The 19,563-nt window shown below is 39.3% G+C and carries 8 protein-coding genes; 2 read left to right on the top strand and 6 right to left on the bottom strand.

Features of this window, described 5'->3' with window-relative positions:
- Positions 1–13: 13 nt before the first annotated feature.
- Genes IAG46_RS08775 through IAG46_RS08760 form a run of 4 tightly spaced genes read right to left on the bottom strand, consistent with a single transcriptional unit; the run spans position 14 to position 11,244 of the window.
- Positions 14–1,339 (bottom strand): vanadium-dependent haloperoxidase, encoded by a 1,326-nt coding sequence (locus IAG46_RS08775; RefSeq protein WP_190809981.1) that lies wholly within the window; start codon positions 1,337–1,339, stop codon positions 14–16.
- A 12-nt stretch (positions 1,340–1,351) separates the two neighbouring features.
- Positions 1,352–4,609, bottom strand: coding sequence for a VCBS repeat-containing protein (locus IAG46_RS08770; RefSeq protein ID WP_190809980.1), 3,258 nt, complete (start codon positions 4,607–4,609; stop codon positions 1,352–1,354).
- On the bottom strand, positions 4,602–7,946 hold the full coding sequence (locus IAG46_RS08765) for a VCBS repeat-containing protein (protein ID WP_190809979.1): 3,345 nt from the start codon (positions 7,944–7,946) through the stop codon (positions 4,602–4,604). Before IAG46_RS08765 ends, IAG46_RS08770 begins: the two co-directional genes overlap by 8 nt.
- Positions 7,947–7,950: 4 nt before the next feature.
- Positions 7,951–11,244 (bottom strand): VCBS repeat-containing protein, encoded by a 3,294-nt coding sequence (locus IAG46_RS08760; protein ID WP_223826637.1) that lies wholly within the window; start codon positions 11,242–11,244, stop codon positions 7,951–7,953.
- Between the two features lie 187 nt (positions 11,245–11,431).
- On the opposite strand from IAG46_RS08760, the gene IAG46_RS08755 reads away from it, so the two are divergent.
- A complete protein-coding gene (locus IAG46_RS08755) occupies positions 11,432–13,021 on the top strand; it encodes a solute:sodium symporter family transporter (protein WP_190809977.1) in 1,590 nt (529 codons plus the stop codon).
- A 339-nt stretch (positions 13,022–13,360) separates the two neighbouring features.
- Here IAG46_RS08755 and IAG46_RS08750 read toward each other — a convergent pair whose 3' ends face one another.
- Together IAG46_RS08750 and IAG46_RS08745 are read right to left on the bottom strand one after the other, a co-directional pair.
- Positions 13,361–14,965, bottom strand: coding sequence for a RagB/SusD family nutrient uptake outer membrane protein (locus IAG46_RS08750; RefSeq protein ID WP_190809976.1), 1,605 nt, complete (start codon positions 14,963–14,965; stop codon positions 13,361–13,363).
- Positions 14,966–14,983: 18 nt separating this feature from the next.
- Positions 14,984–18,109, bottom strand: a complete 3,126-nt coding sequence (locus IAG46_RS08745) for a SusC/RagA family TonB-linked outer membrane protein (protein WP_190809975.1) — start codon at positions 18,107–18,109, stop codon at positions 14,984–14,986.
- Positions 18,110–18,491: 382 nt separating this feature from the next.
- On the opposite strand from IAG46_RS08745, the gene IAG46_RS08740 reads away from it, so the two are divergent.
- Positions 18,492–19,511, top strand: a complete 1,020-nt coding sequence (locus IAG46_RS08740) for a LacI family DNA-binding transcriptional regulator (RefSeq protein WP_190809974.1) — start codon at positions 18,492–18,494, stop codon at positions 19,509–19,511.
- The last annotated feature ends 52 nt before the right edge of the window (positions 19,512–19,563 follow it).

The raw sequence follows: 19,563 nt of genomic DNA, 5'->3' as shown, positions 1-19,563 counted from the left end.
AGGATTGAGAATTTTAATTCATATCAAGATTGTCCACGACAAATTTTCCCAAAGATCTTCCCTGATTTACACCAATTTCTACTGCGGCCCTATAGTGTATGCCTCCATACATTCTACTTATGGCGGCTTCATCTGCCGCTGCCTTGAACGATTTGAATGATCTAACCGGTAAGCCATAGGGTACTTCGGTATCATCATCAAAGGCAAAATTGTCACCGAAAACACTGGTCAAAGCCATTGCGGCAGCTCCCGATGCAACGCTATGCCCACTTGTATACTCCGGAAACGGAGGCGTTTGAAGCACCGGTTCCCAACTATCGTCAATATGTTCGTTGATCAAAGTTTCAGGACGGATAAGGTTACTTCGATATTTTTCATCCCAACAGCTAATAAAGGCATCGGCAATGGCAATAGAGGTTTTGGTATAGGCATATACGGTTTTGCCTAAATCAGCATTTGTTTTTTTGGCAGCTATTTTTGCAATACCAATCCAATGTGCTCCTGGCGTAATTTTTTTAGTGGCGAACATTAAGTGGCCCCGGGTTACAGAAACATAGGGGTTGCAATCCCAGAATTTGGCAATTTCTATTTCTTCAGATTCATCACCCTTGGCCGTAATCTCATTGCTTATGTTGTATACCTCAACTACCTCTTTGTAAAAATCGGAATCTTCCTCCATTGAAAATGGTGGCGGGGGCGATGGTTTAAACTGATTGGAAGAGTCGATGACAAAAGGTCTTATTTTGTTCCAGTGAGGCTCAATACCATCCATATAGGATGGTGGGGTAGGTTGCCATCTTGATGCATCTTCAGAATCTACCGTGAACTTGGGCATGGTTCGGGTTTGTTTGTAATTGTCCTTGTCCATCCATGCAGCAATATGGTCCGCTACTTTCAATCCATAGGCCTTGGAAGCTTCAAATTCAACAGGATTTTGCTCCTCCCATTTATGGTAAAGGCTATCTCGGTAGGTTTCAATCCTATCTTCTGAAAAAATCAGCCTTTTGTTCATATCGATATGAGCTATCAATGCAGCCAAATCCCAATTGATATTTTCTTCGCTATCAGGTTGGGGGATTGGGGACAGATCTGAGACCTGACCTTGTAATGAGTTATAATTGCCATCTTTTAATGCCAATATTTCGTAGGCAGCAACATTAGGATACGCATAGATACGACTTGCCACAGGAGGTGAAAAAATATCATGGATCATAACCTGGGTCACTTTGTCCACAGAACTGTGGTAATCCTCCGGAGTTATCACAATAGGTCCCGTTGTTTTTGAACAAGAGAAACAGGTAAGAGCGATAATCAGCAGTGTTCCTAAACTTTTTTTCATAACCAATTTATTTTATTTGTTGATTTGATATAGTTGGGCTTTTTCATTATTAAATATGGCAAGTAGGTACCTATTATCCTTAAAAGGAAGAATGGCCAGATGACGTATTGACTTCTGACTGAAATCTAGTCCTAGGCGATTGCCCAAAATTACATTATTTTCATTTTTAATCAATGCTCCAGGGAAGCTGTCAAATCTTCCGTGATATGGCTTTACTCCAAAATAGTTGCCGCCTGCCAATACTTCTACGCTACCATCATTGTCAAAGTCGTATGCCAGAAAATCCATTATGGGCGAAACCTGCAGTTCAAAAGAAAAGGGTATAAATTCAAAGGTACCACCTTCATTTTTTAAATAACCTGAACGAAGTTCAGTTACTGACAATACTTCTGCATTTTTGATGGTTTCAGCATCCAAAATTTCCTTGATTTCCTTACCGGCAAATGATGTATAACTATTGAATTTTTTTCTCAAGGATACCATTTGGGAGGCCAGATCGTCCAAATCGTGAATGGGATATTCTTTTCCATTCTTGTTTACTACTATAATAGTTTCCGTGCTCCCATTATCGTCAAAATCGGAAAAGTACATTTTTAAAGGATCCTGTTTTGAGGCTGTAAATTTTGAATTCTGTCCCCAATTGCCCAGCAAATAATCATCGTCACCATCTTGATCTATATCGAAGGGTTCTATGGTTTGCCATAATCCGTTTAAATCCATCGATATGGCTTCGGTAAAACTTCCGTTGGTATTTTTATAAAATTTTGGCGACATCCATTCCCCGATCACTATAAGGTCTTTGATGCCATCCGAATCAAAATCATGCCAAATGGCATCGGTAACCATTCCGGCAAGACTCGCTGCAAATTCATCGACAATTGAAAATGTTCCTTGTTCATTATTCAGCAAATAAGAGGTCGGTGATTCTCCGAACTTGGTGGTGACCATATGGTTTCCAATAAAAATGTCCATATCACCATCTTGATCATAATCGCAAGGTTTGATCACGCTGGCATTTTGAAAATATTCGGGGAGCTTGCTCTTAACGTATGTTGTGTCGTTTTGGATATAATAATTGTCAAGCAAAGGCCTGGATTGTCCAAAGAAATCGGCCCCTCCGTTTCCAGTAATTAAATCATTTTTTTGATCTCCGTTAAAATCAAAAATTGCGGCACTCACGGTTTCTTTAATTGAGTCTTGAACAATCTCCGGTATATTCGCCAAAACGAAGGTGGAATCTTGTTGAACAAAAACCCGTGATGGAACAAATTTGGACCCCCCAAGAAAAACATCTTCTTTCCCATCGTTATTTAAATCTCCAATGGCCAGAGCAGGACCACGATCAGAGGCTTTGTATGGGATCAATTTCTCTCGGTTAAAATCGATATAGTTGTCTTCCTTGTGCACAAAATCAATTCCTAATGCATTATCCACTTTATTGAAAATTGTTGGATTTTTGGCCTTTAAAGAGCCATAATCGAAAGGTTTGGTGTTTTCCGGTGAAATTGTCAAGGTTTGATTGGTAGTGATATCCTTGATGACCTGATAGGTGCTGTTTGGCCAAATCACTTTTAAAGAATCCAGCTTTTCAGCAGATCCAAAACCAAAGTGGATGATAGGTTCGCTGGAGGCCTGAAAACCTCTGCTCATATACAATTCTTTGAATTGTAATTTCCCGTTTGCGTAGGCGTATACTTTTGAGCCTATTCCAATTTTGTTGGGGTTGACATAGTCAAATCTAATTTTGAGGTAGTTGGATTTTCCATTGGTCTTGTTAATGTAAAGGGATGCGGTGCTATTTAAATTGGATGTGACAACATCGATATCCCCATCATTATCAAAATCTCCAAGTGCTGTGGCCCCAGATATTAAGGTGTCTTTAGAAATCCATTTTGATGACATGTCCTCAAATGCCAAATTTGGTTGGCCCTTGAACACATAATTGTGTGTTGCTCCCGTAGGCATCATATTCAGTGCATCTTGGTCTACCAATTTAGTGTTGTTGACCTTACTTTGTATTTGATCGCTGGATAAAAAGTTGATGAAATCCAGATCGTTTGGACGTTTAGGGATTCCGTTGGAGACGAAGATATCTTGTTCGCCATCCTGATCATAATCAGCAAAAAGGGCACTCCAACTCCAATCTGTAGCGGCAACACCACTCATTAGAGCGGTCTCCATATAATTTCCATCTTCTTGATTCACATAGAGCATATTACGCGTGAATTGATAATGGTAACCATATTGCTCAATTCGGAGCTTTTGGGTTTGGACATTGTCATCACCTTCAGAGGATTTCAATGGAATTTCATCTTCTGGAAGCATGTCCAAAGAAATCATGTCCGGAAGTCCATCATGGTTGATGTCTGCCACATCATTGCCCATGGAAAATCTACTACTGTGGCCAAAATGCTGTTTTAGCCTTTCACTAAAAGTGCCATCACCATTGTTCAGATAGTAATAATCATCTTCATGAAAATCATTCCCAACATAAATATCAGGATAGCCATCTTGATTGAAATCAGAAACCGCAACCCCAAGACCATAACCATTTATGCCGCCAAAAATGCCAGCTTCTTCACTTACTTCGATAAATTTTCCGTTGTCATTTCGCAATAGCTTGTCTCCGGTCTCATAGCTTCTTTTATGGCGAAGGTCAGCCTTTCCATAAGAATCTTGGGTATGCACGGCATGGTTGAGAAGGTATAGATCCAAATCACCATCAAGGTCATAGTCCAAAAAAGCTGCGGAAGAACTGTAAGAATCAAAATCCAGTCCATAATCAACAGAACTTTCGGTAAAGGTGACCTCTGAGTTATCACTTGAAGGACCATTATTAATATAAAGCTCGTTGTGCCCATTGAACCCATTAATGCCCACTACGGCACAGACATAAATATCAAGTAATCCATCGCCGTTAACATCGGCCATTACAGCCCCGGTGTTCCAAGTACTATTGCCTTCAACTCCTGCGGATGTTGATATATCTTCAAATTTGAGGTCTCCCTTGTTGAGGTACAATTTATTCTTTACTTGATTGCCCGAGAAGAAAATATCGGGGAGCTCATCTCCATTAACGTCACCTACGGCAACCCCTCCACCGTTATAAAAGTAGAGATAGTCCAAAATATTGAGCTCATCGGACTCTATAATCGTGTTTTCGAATGTGATGCCGGTTTTATTTGGCGATGGATTTTCGAACAGGGAACCGCCCTGTTTGCAACCCAACACCAAAATAAAAGCAATTAAAAGACCTGCAAATTTATTCATCCAACGCAAAAATCTTAGGTTTTTCATCATTAATCGCTGCTACCAAATATCTTTTGCCGTTTTGATCCTTGAACTGTTTAAGATGTTTTACTTCATCTCGAATCAAGAATCCACTTTCATCAAAACTCTGCCAATCAAAGCCCAATTTGCCATCGCCCAGAAGCACATTACCATAGCCTGCGTCCAATCGGGAAAACTGAGGTTTGAATTCAAAATTATTACCGGCCATTATCAAGTCCAAGTTCCCATCATTATTAATATCGGTACAGGTAATTCCGCAAATACAAGAAAGCTGAACACGACTTGGAAGTCTTTTGATTTTAAATTTGCCCTCTCCTTCATTTATAGCAATTAGAGATCCTGAGTAAGAGACCTCTTTAACAATGGAGCGGTCGATTATTTCTTTTGAAAAAAGTTCGTGAATGGTCCTTTTGGCATAATCCGAAGCTTTTAGGTTTTGTTTTTTCAGAGATACCAATTGCTCGGTCAATTCTTTTTTCTGGTGGATTGGATAATCACCTCCATCATAGTTTTGGGTGACAATCTGTTCAATGGTTCCGTTATCATCGAAATCGTTGATCCACATTTTCATTGGGTTCTCTTTTTTTGGAGTGTAATGAAGATTTTCTCCTTGGTTGCCCAATACTAGATCATAGTCTCCATCATTATCCAAATCTGCAGCCTCGACAGTATTCCACCAACCGTGAAGGCTGTCAAGGGATGATTTTACTTTGGAAATTCGCCGACCAGAATTCTTGTATATTTTGGGTGTGCCCCATTCTGAAACTGTTATGAGATCCTCTTTTTTGTCTCCATCAATATCAATCCAAAGGGAGTTAGTGACCATACCGGCATCTTTTAGGTCGTAACCTAATCTTTCCGTTACATTGGTAAATTCACCATTACCTTGATTTTCCAAAAACAGGTGATTCGGATCCAGCCCATATACCCCAACAATGCTTCTTGAGCCGATAAAAACATCGATATCTCCATCAGCATCAAAGTCGCTGGTGGATATGGTGGAAATGTTCTTGAAAGCAGAAGGTAGTGTTTGATCGGATTTTTGAAAGTTACCAGACCCATTGTTCAAATATAATCTTGGTCGGTATGTACGTTCCTTACCAACTTCGTTGCCACCTGAGCCAACAATAAGGTCCAAATCCCCGTCGCCATCCGCATCAAAGAAAGCTGCCGCCGTATCTTCATATGTACTGTCTTCTTGCAGTGCTCTTTGTGTTGTTTTGGATAATTTCCCCAGTCCCTGATGTGTATAAATTACTGCGGACTGACCTGAGGCTCCACCGACAAAAATATCTTCGTTTCCATCTCCATTGATGTCGCCTATGGCCAAGGAAGGACCTTCTTGAGAGGTTTTCTTGTAAATGAGGCCTTCATAATCGAAGTCACTATACGTATTTTCCTTATGTGAGGTCAGTGCATTATTTTGCAACTCTCGGATTAAGGTCTTTTTTGTTTCTTCATTTGCCAAAACATAGCCTTCTGTCGCATCTGATTGCTTGAAAGTCAATACCTGATTGGCTTCAACATTCGTAAGTTTTTGGGTTTTGTCATTGGGCCAAAGGATTCTTACGGAGTCAATCTTTTTGGCTTCACCTAATCCAATGGTCATGGTGTAATCCATGGAAGATTGGAACCCTCTGGATGGAATCAACTCTTGGTTTACGATATGATCATCATAATATAGGAATGCCGTGGTGCCCACTGCAAATGGATTGGAACCCTCACCTTCCAACTTTAGTTGAATATAGTTGTGATTTTTCTGCTCGTTGGTATTATTTCGGTAGATAAAGGTTTCGGTATTTACGTTGTTGATTACCAAATCTAAATCTCCATCGTTGTCAAGATCACCATATGCTGCCCCATTAGATCTTGTAGGAAGGTCAAAACCCCAATCTTTATTTGCCTTGTCAAAGGTGATATCTCCTTTGTTCCTATATGCATAATTGGGCTGTGGTTTTATGGGCATTTTATTGATGATGGAGTCAATGGATTCTTTACGACCTGTAAGTGCCATTTTTTGGATAATTTCATTGGCAAAAAAGTCAACAAAGTCCAAATCGGTTAGATCATGGTTGATTCCATTGGTGATAAAAATATCACGGAGTCCGTCGTTGTCCATATCAAAAAGTAGACCTGCCCAACTCCAATCGGTTGCATCAACACCGCTGTAATAAGCTACTTCTGAGAATGAACCATTCCCATTGTTAAGTTGTAGGGTATTTTGAATGTACTGTTGGTAGAAATCTTTGCTTCGTTTTAACTCATAGATGTTATATCCTTCAAATTCCATAACCGATTTTACCCTTTGATCGGGCTCGGGAAGCATATCAGTGATAAAAATGTCGTTATGACCATCGTTATTGATATCTGCAATATCGATTCCCATTGCGGAAAGGCTCAAATGTTGGGTATAATCCTTTATTTCTTCTCTAAATGTACCATCTTGATTGTTGATGTAGAGGTAGTCTCTTTCATAGAAATCGTTGGATACGTAAATATCAGGATATAAATCTTTGTTGATGTCGGTGACCAAAACCCCTAAACCGAATCCAATCAGGCTTCCATAAATTCCGGCTTCTTCGCTTACATCTACATATTTGCCATTGTCGTTTCTCAAGAGCATATCGCCAACACCTCTGAAAATATGAGGTACACCCTCCCAATCTTGAGCCCTTACTTCACGCTGCTCTGCATAGCCCAAGCTGCTGACGGGAATGTTGCTGTTATTGAGAATATAGGCATCTAAATCTCCATCTTTATCATAATCGAAAAAAGAGGCATGGGTAGAAAAACCAGTTTCAGCCAGATTATATTCACTGGCTTTTTCTGTAAAGGTCAAATCTCCATTATTGATATAGAGATCATTGTCATGATTGTTGCCTTCTAAATTCCCTGCATTGCTTACATAAATATCCAAAAGACCGTCTGCATTTACATCTACCATAACCACTCCGGTGGACCAGGGCTTATTTCCCGTAACTCCTGCTTTTTCAGAAATATCGTCGAATTGAAGATTGCCCTTGTTCACATACAGTTTATTGGGTTCCATATTGCCCGTTAGATAAATATCTGGCAACCCATCGTTATTAATGTCGCCAATGGCAACACCGCCGCCATTATAAAAATTTCTATACTTGAAAATGTTGAAATTCTTCTGATTTTCGACCTTGTTCACAAAATCAACCCCTGTTTGTGCCGATGGCATAAGGGTAAACAGGGTCTCTGATTTTTCATTGGAATCTGTTTCCTTTTCTTTTGAGTTGCACGAGCCTAGTAGTAACAACAAACAAAATATCTTCAAAATAGGTGTTCTCATTTCTTCATTGATTTTTGACCAAAAAAATAGGTGAATCGTTATTGCGTCCGGCAACGTAAGACGGCTTGCCGGCTATAGTAATTTTTTTCAAAGTTCTAATGGCTCCAAAAACGTGGAAACCATCATTTTTCACCAGGTTAAAACCCCCGGTTGTGTCGTTTTGTAAAATTAGTCCATGAAAAGCGTCCAATCTACCCAACTGGGTGCTTATTTCATAATTATTCCCTACAATTAACAAATCCAGATAACCGTCTTCATTCAAATCATCCGTTTCAAAGTCGTAAATGGGCGACGCTTGGGCCATTTTAGGCAACTCTCTTTTGGTAAAGTTTCCATGTCCATTGTTCTCAAAAAATACGCTTCCCAGTTCTACTACGGATTTCTTTGCTGCCATGTCCAACTTCACCTTACCGAACAAATCTTGAACGGATGCGGCGGCAAAATCTTTGTAGGATAGATAGTTTTTGTTTAAGAAAGGCATTTGTTTTGCAAGTTCATCTTTAGATGCAAAAGGAGTTTCTGTGTTTTTGTGATAATGAGTGATCACAGGCTCTTCGGAACCATTGTCATCAAAATCAGCTAAATAGAGTGTAATCGGGTGTTCTTGGGAAGCCTTAAATTTACTGTTGTGGCCCCAATTACCACAAACTAGGTCCAAATCTCCGTCTTTGTCCATGTCGGCTAATTCTACGGTATTCCACCACCCTTCGGTGTTTTGCAGGCCATTATTTTTTTGAAGCTTAAACTGGTTACCATCATTTAAGAATATAGACACCGACATCCAGTGACCCACAACAATCAGATCTTCATATCCATTGGCATCGATATCGATGGACACCGCATCTTTTATATTTCCGAAAAGTGACAATTCGGGGATAATTTCTTGGGTGCGTTCTGCAAAATTTCCTTTGCCGTCGTTGCTGAACAAATATTGCGCTGGTGTTTTTCCATATTGACCGGGGACCTGATCGGACACAATTATTACATCTTGATCACCATCTTGATCAAAATCTATTGGCAATACCTTGGAAGCATTGACCTCAATTCCATCGAACTGGTTTTCAGCAAGTTTAAAAACACCGTTGTGGTTCAGGTATAATCGCGGTTGTAATGGTTTTCCGCTTTTAAATTCATTGCCTCCACTAACCACAATTAGATCTTGGAAAGGATCCCCATTTGCATTAAAAAATAGATGGGATGTGTCCTCATTCGCTGCACTTTCTTGAAAAAGTTCTACTTGTTGCAAATGAAATTGACCGTCTTCTTCTTGAACATACAACTCAGAGCTTTGGGTTTTGGCTCCGCTGATCAAAAAATCATCCAGACCATCATTATTCACGTCGGCAACCGAAATGTCGGGTCCTTCATTGGAATTGGCAAAGGGGACCAACGGTTCGCGGTCAAAATCCAATGATGCTCGTTCGTCATGAACAAAGTTGACCAACGAATCCAGTTTTGAAAACTTTGACTGCCCATTTTCTTTTTTGTTATGATAGTAATTGGATGAGGCATTATTTTGGTTGACTTTGATCCTACCGGACGTTGCAACATTATGAAGGGTTTCAAATGCTCCTCCCGGCCAAATAATTTTAAGGGAATCTAGAATTGAATCTTTCCCTAAGCCCAAGTGCATAATTGGCGAAACGGCAGACAAATAACCTTTTGAATTAAAATTCTCCTGAGACAGGCTTTGCGATTTTGAAAAAGAAAGCACTTTCGCCCCGATTCCGAAATTGTTTTGTGGGTTACCCTTGAATTCAATAGCAAGGCTATTGTTTTCAGTGCCGGTATTTTCCATTACATAGGCCATCTGATCTACATTGTTTACCACAATATCCAAATCACCATCGTTGTCCAGGTCGGCATAAATACTACCATTACTGAACGATGTTTCCTTATCGAGCCATTTATCGGTCACATCTGAAAATGTTAGGTCGCCATTATTTTTAAAGATGTAGTTGGCAATCTTTTTTTCAGGAATTTCTTCAATCAAGGGCATATCAGAAACTGACATTCCTTGTTCTATCCTTCTTTGGATATTGTCGTTGGAAATAAAACTGATAAAATCCATATCGTTTGTGGCACCTTTGATTCCGTTGGATACAAAAACATCTTTTTTGCCATCATTATCAAAATCGGCCAATAGGGCACCCCAAGACCATTCAGTTGCCGATAGACCACTTAAATTTCCTATTTCAGCGAAATTTTCTCCATCGAGATTTAGGTGTAAAGTGTTTTGCATGTATTGCGGAGCGAACCCATTTTTTAAATATTGCTGGTAAATAGGAAAGCCATATTCGAGCCCAGAGGTTTTGTAGGTTTCTAAATTTTCTGGGAGCATGTCCAAAGAAATAATATCCATTAATCCATCATTGTTCACATCGGCAATATCATTTCCCATGGAATAGTGGGTGGTATGGCCCAATTTGTTTTCAGGATTCGAAATCATCTCTTGAAAAGTTCCATCTTGCCTATTTATATAGAGGTAATCGTTTTCGAAGAAGTCGTTGCCTACATAAATATCTGGAAATCCGTCGTTGTTTACATCACTAACCGAGAGCCCTAATCCGTACCCGCTTTTGCCTTGATATATTCCAGCCTCTGCACTTATATCAACAAATTTTCCATCATCGTTTCGAAACAAAATGTCACCGGATAGCCTGTCCAATTTCTTACGCTGATTACCTTTTCCATAGGTTCTGTTGGGATAAACGGAATGATTCATAAGGTACATGTCAAGGTCTCCGTCTAAATCAAAATCAAAAAATGCTGAGTGAGTAGAAAATCCTGAAAAATCCAACCCATAAGATTTGGCATCTTCTTTAAAAGTTGGAACACCTTCGTCATTCACACCTTGATTAATGTACAAGCGATTTGCGTCATCCAAATGTTTGTAATTACCCACTTTACATACATATAAATCAAGAAGGCCATCATTATTTATGTCCACATGCGTAGCGCCAGTTGTCCACCCGTCTCCATTTTCAATTTGAGCTTCTTTGGTAACTTTTTGAAAAGTGAATCCCCCTTTGTTCAAATAGAGTTCATCGGATACTTGATTCCCTGTGAAATATAAATCTACAAGACTATCGTTGTTAAAATCACCGGCAACAACACCTGCTCCGTTGTAATAGTACAAATAGGTGAGAATATTTAATTCGGGAGTTTCAGAAAGTTGATTGACGAAATCGATTGCGGTATGTTCGAAGGCCAGTTTTTTGAACTGTTTTTCCACTTTGTTTTGACATGAAATAGTGGAAAAAAGGAGTACAAAAACCGCAATCACCTTCCTTTTCATACTTCTCATAAATAGGCGTACAATATAAGTAAACTTAGGAGAAGTATAAAGGTTATTTGTGATGTTTAACGTGTAAAAAATAGTGAGTTGTGATTATGATGAAATGGATGCTATTTTTGAAGGAATCTGGCATATTTACAAAATAATCGAACTATATTTAAAGGTCACAACCAAACACAAATTAATTATGATAGGAGTACTTTCTTTTTTGGGCTTTACCATATTAGTTGGGGTCATCGCGTATTTGGCAACACGAAGCACAAATGAAAAATCATCGGACGGTTATTTTTTGGGAGGAAGAAGTTTAACGGCCGGGGTCATTGCCGGTTCTTTGCTTTTGACCAACTTGTCAACAGAACAAATAGTGGGATTAAATGGTCAAGCCTATTCCGAAGGAATATTGGTAATGGCCTGGGAAACATTGGCAGCTATTGCCATGGTGGTCACGGCGGTATTTTTACTGCCCAGATATTTAAAAAGTGGTTTGACCACGGTCCCCCAGTTTTTACAGGATCGGTATGATACATCGACCAAAACCATTACTTCTATATTGTTTTTAACAGGTTATGTTATAGTGCTTTTACCAATCATTCTTTATTCGGGATCTTTGGCGATCAGCACCATGTTTGATATCTCGGGTATGCTTGGGGTTTCAGAAAAAACGGCTTTGATTCTGTGTATTTGGGGGATTGGTATTATTGGGTCCATATATGCTGTTTTTGGCGGTTTGAAGGCTGTTGCCGTGTCTGATAGTATTAACGCGATTGGACTTTTGCTTGGAGGTATTCTAATTCCTGTTTTTGGATTAATTGCCATTGGCGATGGAAGTTTGTTTTCGGGAATAGATGTGCTTTTTGAAGAGAATCCTGAAAAATTCAACTCGATTGGTGGGTCTGATGCCTCTGTACCCTTCTCAACCATTTTTACCGGAATGATGTTGGTGCAGCTTTTTTATTGGGGTACCAATCAACAGATCATACAACGTGCATTAGGAGCTAAAAATCTAAAGGAAGGTCAAAAGGGATTATTGTTGGGGTCATTTATTAAAATTTTGGGGCCATTGATTGTAGTGTTACCTGGTATTATAGCCTATCATATGTTCCAAGGGAGCTTGGAAGTCCCTGATCAGGCTTATCCGGCTTTGGTCAATAAAGTATTACCTGATTACTTGATAGGATTTTTTGCAGCCGTATTGTTTGGTGCAATTCTGAGTTCTTTCAATAGTGTGTTGAACAGTTCTGTTACCTTGTTTGGTATTGATATCTACAAGGAACATATTAACAAAGAGGCTGATGAAAAGACGGTGGTAAAATATGGAAAAGCTTTTGGAATTGTTTTGGCGTTTGCGGCGATGTTCATTGCACCCTTAATTGCAAATGCGGGAAGCCTTTTTGCTTACTTACAGGAGGTAAATGGAATCTATAGCATTCCTATTTTGACCATTATCATTGTAGGGTATTTAACCAAGCGTGTGCCCGCATTGGCAGCCAAGATTGGTATAATAGGTGGATCGGCATTGTATATATTGAGTCAGTTCATATTAAAACCATTTGTTTTTGGCGAGGATAATTACCCTCATTTTTTGCATGTAATGGCCATTTTGTTCATTTTGAATGCGGTGATTATGCTAATTATTGGTAAAATAAAGCCAAGGCCAGAGGCATACGAACAAACCTATACCAAACAGGTAGATATTGAGCCCTACAAACATGTAAAGCAGGTCGGGCTTCTTATTTGTGTAATAGTGATCGGTATATATATCTATTTTGCCAATTAGATAAGTAATAAAAAAACATTTTCATTAAGGCATTCCTTTCTTTTTTGGGATGCCTTTTTCTTGTGCCTTATTGAAAAGAGATATTTGACATTTTGTTATACAGTTGGGATTCAAGTATGCTGAATTTGACTGTGGACTTGTTTTGTTCTCCCAGTGGTATTATTTGTTGTAGTTATTTTGAAGGTTGTGGTTTGGACAAGGTTTATAGACGATAAACACTAACTGTCAACTGGACAGAAAAAGAAGTTATAAGTTTTGAGAAAACAAATAAAAAAGGCTGCCAAACGGCAGCCTTTTTCAATTATCGCTATTCTCTTCTGAGCATGCTCAGAGAAATTTTTAGTAACCTGGGTTCTGTACCAAATTTGGATTAGCCAAAAGTTGAGCAGCTGGAATTGGGAACAACTGACGAGTTGCATCTCCAACTTTATCAGCAGATTTAAACTCCCAATCTCTGGTATATTGTCCGAAACGAATCATATCATTTCTTCTCCATGTTTCACCAAATAGCTCACGTCCTCTTTCATTCAATAATTGTTGTTCGCTAACAGATCCAAAAGGAGCTACACCACGAATGGCTCTTAACTCATTTACTAGAGCAGTAGCGTCTCCACCACTTCTCATTTGAGCTTCGGCCTTCATCAAGTGGGCATCAGAATATCTGAATACTGGTTGATGTGAACGGAATTCACCAAATCTAGGAGCATATTTAATAACACGGATACCTGTGACTTCGCTGTTGTTGATAAGACTATTACCTCCATTTCCATCAACGAATTCACGGGAAAATGCCAAAGGACCACCAGCTCTATCTTCTAATGCGGTACCATCGAGTGCATACTGCTGTCCTATAAGGAAACCATTTCCAACATTGGAACCGGCTTCAAAACCTCCATCATCGGTTGTTTGGTCAGCACTTGAGAAAGTAGTTCCACCTGGAGGCACACCACCTCTTCGCTCTTCTTGTCCATCAAGTGGAGCTCCACTGGCATCCAACCTGTTATTGTTAGGGTCTCCTTCAAACAAATCATAGTATTCGGCTAGCGTACTGAAACCGTTCCAACCACCACCACCTAAAGAGGTAGAGTTGTAATGTAAACCATTAAAAATTCGGTTACCAACACCAGATGCCAATGCCCAAATAGTCTCGTTGTCCGCACTATCTCGGAAAATGTCAAAGTATCCAGCTTCCAATCCATAACCTTGAGCTGCTATTGCATCGACCAAGGAAATTACCTCGTTCATATCTGCAGAGTCTGCCGAACCACCTAGGTAGATGTGCTTGTTCAAAAGCACTTTTGCTTTTAAAAATCTTGCCGCTGCTTTACTGGCCGCATTGTTTTCAACGTTGCCCGCTGTAACATCAGGAAGATTGGAAATCGCCTGATCAAGATCTGCTATAATAAAATCTACAGCTGCTTGACCTGTTAAAACCTCAGGTAATGCTGTGGATGAAAGCGCAGTATCTCTAAACGGAATTTGTCCGAACAAATCAAGGATGTTCCACATAGAGTAGGCTCTCAAAAAGCTAGCATCCCCGATGTTTTGTCCACTTGCATTACTTCTTGAATCTAAAATCTGTGAAGCAACAAGCTGATTGGCGTTCCAGTTATTGAATGGGCCAATGATATCTGCTGCTTCAGTGGTCCAATCGTGTGTGTGCAGATTTCTCCAACGTCCGTTATCACCCCAGTCAGTACCTCTAGTTGGTACTAAAAAGGCATCTGTAGTAACTTCGTTCAAAGCAAATCTATTGGCTTGATCGCTATATTGACCAGCAACAGTGTTGAATAAGCCTTCCACAGCTGAACTGGGATCGGCAATACCCTGGAAACCGTCACTGATTATGGAATCAGATTCTTCAATTTCCAGATTGGTACAAGAATATACCCCGGCCAAGGTTATGGCTGAAAGTATATAAAGTTTTACAATTCTTCTTTTCATGATTTTCAATTTTTTTGTTTAGAATGAGGCGTTAATTCCGAAAGTAACCGTTCTTGGGTTAGGGAATCCAGACCAGTCAATACCTCTGGAAGGAATACCTGAACCTAAATCACCAGTGTTTACGGTAATTTCTGGATCTAAACCGCTATAATCTGTAATAAGGAACAAATTTTGTCCTGTAAGGGAAAGCCTTAGGGATTTAAAAGTTCCGTCACCACTAAGAGGAACATTATAACCTATGGTTGCGTTCTGTAATCTCACAAAATCACCTTTTTCCAAGAATCTTGTGGATGGATCAGCAGAAGCACCACCAGACTCACCACTTGTAAGTACATCTGGAGTAACGTTTCTTGCGTTGTTAATAGAACCTGCCGTGAAGAAACCGTTTTGCGTATTGTTATACACAGAGAAACCAAACTGACCTGCAAAATAAGTAGAGAAATCCCAGTTGTTTATATTAAGGTTTAAGGATAAACCAGTTGTAACGTCGGGAAGGGCATCTTCTCCTACGAAAGTTCTGTCTGCAATAGGATCACCTACGCCATTTCCGTCCAAATCAGCATAGATTGGGAAACCATCTCCATCGAATCCTTCAAAAATTGCCATATAATATGCGAAAAGGGACTGACCAGCTTCAAATCGCTGAGAGAAAGCTCCAGAAAGACCTTGACCGTTAATTGCACCGGTGTTTACAGCACTTGCAAAATCTTGTATCTCATTTTCGTTATAAGCAATATTAAAAGAAGAAGAGAAATTAACGTTTTCTGATTGTATGAAATCATACGAAAATGCCAATTCTATACCTCTGTTGATAATAGCTGCATCCTGATTACCAAACTGGAATGGGTCAACAGCAGGTGCTGCTGGAGGAGTTTGAAGTAAAACATCTGTAGTTTCACTGCGATAAACATCCAAGCTACCACTAAAGCGGTCATCATTGAAACCAAAGTCAAGACCAAAGTTTATGTTCAAGGTTGGCTCCCATTTCAAATCAGGAACATCGGTGGCAACAATTGCCAAACCATTTTGGTTAACCGTAAGGTCATTGTTAAGACCTAAACCATCAAATCGTTGTCTTGCTACGAATGCACCAAAACCAAGACCATCTTGGTTACCAGTGATACCAGCACTTAAACGAAGCTTAAGTGTTGAAACTGCATCTCCGATGAAATCTTCTTCACCAATTTGCCAAGCGAAAGCTCCTGAAGGGAAATATCCGTACTGATTTTCAGGACCAAACCTTGAAGAACCATCTGCTCTAACTGTACCAGTGAAAAGATATTTTCCAGCTATGGAATAATTTACTCTAGCGAAGAATGACTGAAGTTCATCAGTATTGTCGAATGTATCGGCAACCAAAGCTTGAACTCTTTTTGTAAAAGCAAATGGTATAGCATCACCAGGTGTAACTGTAGGGAAAAGTCTGTTTACAATAAGGTCAGTGGTGTTGGTTCCATAATAGAACTGTTGGAACGAACCATTAATTGAACCACCTGCATCTTTAACTGTTGAAACCAGGTCATTACTCATTGTCTCAAGGTTCGTAGTATCAAAACCTCTACCCGCAGAATTTATACCTGAAGTACCAAAATCTTGATAAGAGTAACCTAATAAAACATCTAGATTAGAATTTTCAAACTCTTTCTTATAGTTTAGAGTCGCTTCCAAAAGCCTGTTTTCATTTACCAAGGTGTTAAATACACCAAAACCTTGTCCTTCTATCCCAGCAAGGTTTAAAATATTGCCAGAAACCGCTGAAAAGTTTTGACCGTTTGATTTGTCATAACCAATGTTAACTTTACCTTTAAGTTCGTCGGTAAACTTGTATTCTGCCGAACCGTTAACCAATAATCTGTTTGTTTTGGTCTCTAGCAAAGAGTTTTCTAAAAAGTTTGCTGGCAACAATTGTGTTCCACCATCGGTAAAGGTTGGATCATTTGGCCATGTTGGATTTGCAGAATACGAAGCACCTAAAAGGTCACCACGGAAACCGGAACCACCACTCAAAGGAGCTGTACCATCATTAACCCTGGAAATAGATACCTGAAGATTAAGTGTTAAATCATCATCAAGGAATCTATGCACTGCATTGATTCTACCTGTTATTCTTTCCAGATCCGTGTTTTCAACAATACCGAGCGTTTTAGTGTATCCAAAAGTTGCTCTTAAGTTTCCTTGTCCGTAATTATTGGAATATGAAAGGTTTTGATTGTGAGAAGCTACAGTACGTGTAACTACTTTTTGCCAATCAGTGACTCCTCCGAAATCCACAGCGGCTGCATTACCTCCAAATTGGGTAACACCTGCCAAAAACTCGTCACGATCTAATAGATCATAATCGTTTGCTGGGGTTGAAATACTTAAACTGGAAGAGAATTCAATAGTGCTTCCGACACTTCCTTTACCACTTTTAGTAGTAATGATAACAACACCGTTGGCACCACGAGAACCGTAAATAGCCGTTGCAGAAGCATCTTTAAGGATACTGATACTTTCAATATCGGCTGGATTCAAGAAGTTTAATGGGTTTCTAACCGTAGTAGCGCCATTACCTGAATCTCCAGAAGGAGAAGTTGGCGCTCCAGATAATGGAATACCATCTACTACAAATAATGGATTGTTGTTCGCACGTACAGAATTGGAACCTCTAATATTTACGGAGATTCCGGCACCTGGCTCACCACTGGTTTGAGAAATGTTAACACCAGCAGTTTTACCTTGGATCAACTGTTCTGGAGAAGCAATAACACCTCCGTTGAAGTCTTTTGCTGTAACTGCTGTTACAGATCCTGTAGCATCTTTGACCGTTGTTGAACCATAACCAATGATAACAACTTCATCCAACGCTTGGGCATCTTCCTGTAGCGTTACATTGATGGTCGCCTGTCCGTTATAAGAGATTTCCTGAGTACTGAAACCAATATAACTGAAGACCAAAACTGAACCATTGTCAACATCGTTCAGTGAGTAATTACCATCAAAATCCGATTGGGTACCATTTGTTGTGCCCTTTACCAAGACACTAGCTCCCGGCAATGGACCATTAGCATCAGAAACAGTACCTGATACCGTCTGTGCCTTGGCCGCACTGAAGCATATAAATGCCCCAAGCAACATCAGGCTTTTAAGTAGCGTAATCTTCATAAATAATTAATTTTAAGTTTAGTTAATTTTAATTCAAGTGTTAAACATATGCAAAAAAAGTATTATTAGAAATCCAACAGTATAATAGCATCAAACGAAAACGGTTTCGTGTTAATAACTTTAGTCTCTGTGAAAGTTTGACAAAATTTAAGGAATTATTTTGTTCAAATCACAACGGTGGCATGGGAAAATAAAGAAAAATGTAAATTTTTGAGCTAATATACTATTTTTATTTTTTGTGGTGATATAACTATTGGAACGGATTTCGTTTCATTTTTTTAACCTTTTGTTAAAACATGAAGTCAAAAATGTATTGTTGCATAACGAAACAAATTATTTCAAAATTTAGCGCTAAATTGTACAGTCAAAACCTAGAACATTATTGAAAGCTAAAATCACTTTAAAAGATATTGCAAGAGAATTGGAAGTTTCGATTTCCACGGTTTCCAAAGCACTTAAGAATAGTGAGGAAATAAGCAGGGATACAAAGGAAAAAGTGCAGGCTTTTGCCAAATTGTACAACTACAAGCCGAACAATATTGCCATTAGCCTTAAGAACAAGAGGACAAAGAATATTGGGGTTGTAATTCCGGCAATTGTGCATCACTTTTTCACTACTGTGATTCGAGGTATAGAAAAATATGCAAATGCACATGGATATAATGTTATCGTATGTCTTTCAGAAGAGTCTTTTGATAAAGAAGTCATCAACATGGAAATGTTGGCTAATGGAAGTATAGATGGATTCATTATGTCGCTTTCTTCCGAAACACAACAAAAAGGAGACTACAACCATTTAAAGGAGGTCACCGAACAAGGAATTCCGGTTGTTTTGTTTGACCGCATCACCAATGAGATTGATTGCGATAAGGTGGTCATCGATGACCAATTGGGTGCTTATATGGCCACCAAAAAACTGATAGATCAAGGAAGAAGAAAAATAGCTTTGATTACAACCGACGATTATCTTAGTGTTAGCAAAGCTCGCACCCAAGGATACCGTAAAGCCCTGCAAGAGAGCGATGTTGATATCAATGAATCTAGGATACTCAAATTATCGACCATGGAAATGGACGAAGAACGAATCCAACAGTTTTTTGACACCAATGAAGTTGACGCTGTGCTCTGTGTAAATGAAATTTTTACGGTTTACAGCATGCGGTTGGTACAGGAAAAGGGACTCGACATACCAAATGATATATCGTTCATCGGATTTACCGACGGCAAGTTGTCCAGATATGCCAACCCTAGTTTAACTGTGGTTGCCCAACATGGCGAGAAAATGGGAGAGATTTCTGCCCAAATGCTCATAGATAAAGTTGAAAGCGAAGAAGAAGAGGAATCTTTCCAAACAAAAATTTTGGAACCTACATTGGTAATAAGGAATTCCACAATCAATTAAGCTGATGGCCTTTCAAAGGTGAATACGATTGTTTACTAACTCTCACTATAAC

It is taken from the genome of Flagellimonas sp. S3867 (assembly GCF_014698935.1).
In the GTDB taxonomy this organism is placed as follows: Bacteria; Bacteroidota; Bacteroidia; order Flavobacteriales; family Flavobacteriaceae; genus Flagellimonas.
This window is presented reverse-complemented; position numbering and strand designations above follow the sequence as displayed.